At 63.8% G+C, this 2,628-nt stretch carries 2 protein-coding genes and 1 pseudogene; 1 reads left to right on the top strand and 2 read right to left on the bottom strand.

The window, feature by feature from the left end; all coding sequences use genetic code 11:
• Window positions 1–253 precede the first annotated feature (253 nt).
• Window positions 254–613, bottom strand: coding sequence for a hypothetical protein (locus AB0L82_RS43620; protein ID WP_364651596.1), 360 nt, complete (start codon window positions 611–613; stop codon window positions 254–256).
• Window positions 614–811: 198 nt separating this feature from the next.
• On the opposite strand from AB0L82_RS43620, the gene AB0L82_RS43615 reads away from it, so the two are divergent.
• Complete coding sequence (locus AB0L82_RS43615) at window positions 812–1,543, top strand: SMI1/KNR4 family protein (RefSeq protein ID WP_364651593.1); 732 nt, start codon at window positions 812–814, stop codon at window positions 1,541–1,543.
• A gap of 157 nt (window positions 1,544–1,700) precedes the next feature.
• Here the strand turns inward: AB0L82_RS43615 and AB0L82_RS43610 are convergent.
• Window positions 1,701–2,567, bottom strand: a pseudogene (locus AB0L82_RS43610) (IS3 family transposase); the annotation flags it as partial.
• Window positions 2,568–2,628: the final 61 nt, after the last annotated feature.

Raw genomic sequence — 2,628 nt, 5'->3', positions numbered from 1 at the left:
GCTGGCGATCACCCGACGAGTTCGAAGGCGGTTACCATCAACAGGTTCCAGCCGGAACCAGATAATCCGCTCTCCGGATTAGCGGGGGAACCTCATGACCTACCTCGACGCCGAGCTGGGCCTGGCAAGGATGTGAAGCCAAGCTCCCACGACCACACCTGTGTTCGAAACAGGAAACGTACGCTTCTGCCGCGATCCGTGCTGTTCGAACTGGCCGAGGCGACGCGGGCGGCCGGGATTCAGGCGGCATGGTTCAGTGAGAAGGATCGTGCTGTTCGGGCTGGCTGTAGAAGATGGTTTCGAGCGTTTGCCGCAGTGGTCGATCCAACGGCTTTCCGCCGGTGTCGAGGCCAGGCGCGGGATTGTCTGCGAACCCCGCGATCTGTTCGCACTGCCCGTCGGCGGTTGTGGCCCAGACCTGAGTGTCAGCTGGCCGCCAGATGACTACTGCATCCGGGTAATGGCTGAGTTCGGCCAGCATCGCGTCGGGTCCACGGAACGCGAGGATCACCTTTTCTTCCCCTGGGAACTCGTATTGCATCGCCTCCGGCTCGATCACGATGATGAAACGGTGGCTGTCGGGTAGGGCCGATACCGCCAGCTGGAACTCCATTCGCCAATCATGCCGTAGTTCAGGAGATCTCAGTTGAATGGTTCCGGCGAACGCGCTCAATTGCCGCGACCCGGGCATTGGCTAACACGCACTAAGTAGCCGCATTCCGCGCCGATCGATTCAGCCATCGCGACCGCTGGAATGCCAAGGGGCTGTTGGGATCCGATGGTCGTCGGTTCCCTCTGGCATCCTTCGCGTGTGAGCAGTCGAGATGATCGCGTGTTCGAGGCGGTGCGGGCAAGGGTGCGGGCTGGTGACTACCTCGATCACCGGGACGGATTTCCAAGGGTCGATCTCGAAGGGGGCGGAGCGTTCACGCGTCTGCCTGATGGGCGCCTGCAGCGCTGGTATTTGAGAGGTACAGCCGATTACTATGCCGCCCATCGCGGTGGCCTATTGGTGCCGTTACCGCGGTTGTCGCCCGCATCGGATGAAGCCCTCACGGAGTTCGAGGCTCACCTGGGCAAGCCACTACCCCCGTTGTTGCGCCGGTGCTATCTCGAGCTCGGTGACGGCGGGTTCGGTCCCGGCTATGCGCTGTCGTCGCTGGCGGTGATGCGCGAGGACCACCGACGACAAGAGGGTCCCGAGCCTTCCCCAGCACCGGCACAAGCGCTTTTACGGATCTGTGAGTGGGGGTGCGGTATCGCCTCTTTCGTGGACATCAGTGACCCGGCCTACCCGATGTGGGCGATGGACCCTACCGAGCCGGAGCAGGAAATACTGTTCGCCGAGCCCTTCGATTTCACCGAGTGGATGTACCGGTGGACCGTGGACGCATGGCTGCTGCCGTGCCAGCCATATGACAAGACCAGTCAATGCCACGACGGCATGGACGACATCTCGAACGCGCCCGGCCCGGGTGATCCTTGGGCCGACACCGATCCATGGGCAGATGCAGGCGAACGGAACTCGGGACGCCAACCCTAGCCCCGGAGTGTGTAAACGTCCTGTATTGCCGCGACCCGCGCGTCGGGCGGCTGTCCAAACCGGTTGGCCGACAACGGCTTCCCAACGCGGGCACATGCCGAATGTCGTGCACCTTTGACCGGACCCCGCGAATTGGTCCACCGGGTGTGAGAGCCGGTTATCGGTGGATGCAGCTGTCAGCGTATCGGGCTGGGGTTTGGTAGCCCAGCGCGGAATGTCTTCGGCGGTGGTTGTATTCGTCCTTCCAGTCGCTGATCACAACCCTGGCGTGGATCAAGGACCAGAAGCTGTTGATGTTGAGGCATTCGTCCCGCAGGCGGCCGTTGAAGGATTCGATGTAGCCGTTGCGCCAGGGCTGTCCGGGTGGGATGAACGCGAGCCCGACGCGTTCGCCGGCCCAGTCCCGCATGGCCTCACACGCCAGTTCCGGGCCGTTGTCGCTGCGGAGCGCGGCCGGGTAGCCGCGACCAACGGCGAGGCGGTCGAGCTCGTCGATGAGCCGGTCCGCGGTGATCGAACGCTCCACCAGCCCGCCCAAGCATTCACGAGTGTGCTCATCCACGATCGAGACGATCTTGACCGGGCGCCCATCCTGGGTGGCGTCGAACTGAAAGTCCACCGCCCAGACACGATTCGGTGCGTTCGCGGTCGCGTCGGTGGCCGTGGAGGTCCCGATCCTTTTGCGCCGTCGCCGCTGCGGCACTCGGAGTCCCTCGTCGCGCCAAAGCCGTTGGATCTTCTTGTGATTGGCGGTCCAGCCCTCGGCGCGGGCATCGTGATAGGCGCGGCGGAAACCCCAGCGTGGATGCGCACGGGCGTAATCACGCAGCCAGGCGCGAAGTGCCGCGTCCGGATCGGCCGGGGTCTGCGCGGGTGGGTCGCGGCGTTGGGTACTTCGGTGTTGCCCGGTGATCCGGCAGGCGAGCCGCTCGCTCAGGTCCAGGACTCGCATCAGGTGCTCGACCGCGGCTCGCCGTCGTTCCGGGCTCAGAAGTTTCCAGTCATGATGGAACTCGCGCATCGCACCGCACGAGCCAGAGTCTGACCCGGAATTTTCCTGACCCGAACGGGTGTCTTTCGAAGGA

The organism is Nocardia sp. NPDC052001 (assembly GCF_040680615.1).
Classification (GTDB): domain Bacteria; phylum Actinomycetota; class Actinomycetes; order Mycobacteriales; family Mycobacteriaceae; genus Nocardia.
Note: the sequence above shows the minus strand (reverse complement) of the source record. Positions and strands in the feature narration are given on the sequence as shown.

Coding starts and splice junctions, on each gene's coding strand:
- AB0L82_RS43620 (WP_364651596.1), bottom strand. CDS start 613: ATGGAGTTCCAGCTGGCGGTATCGGCCCTACCCGACAGCCACCGTTTC.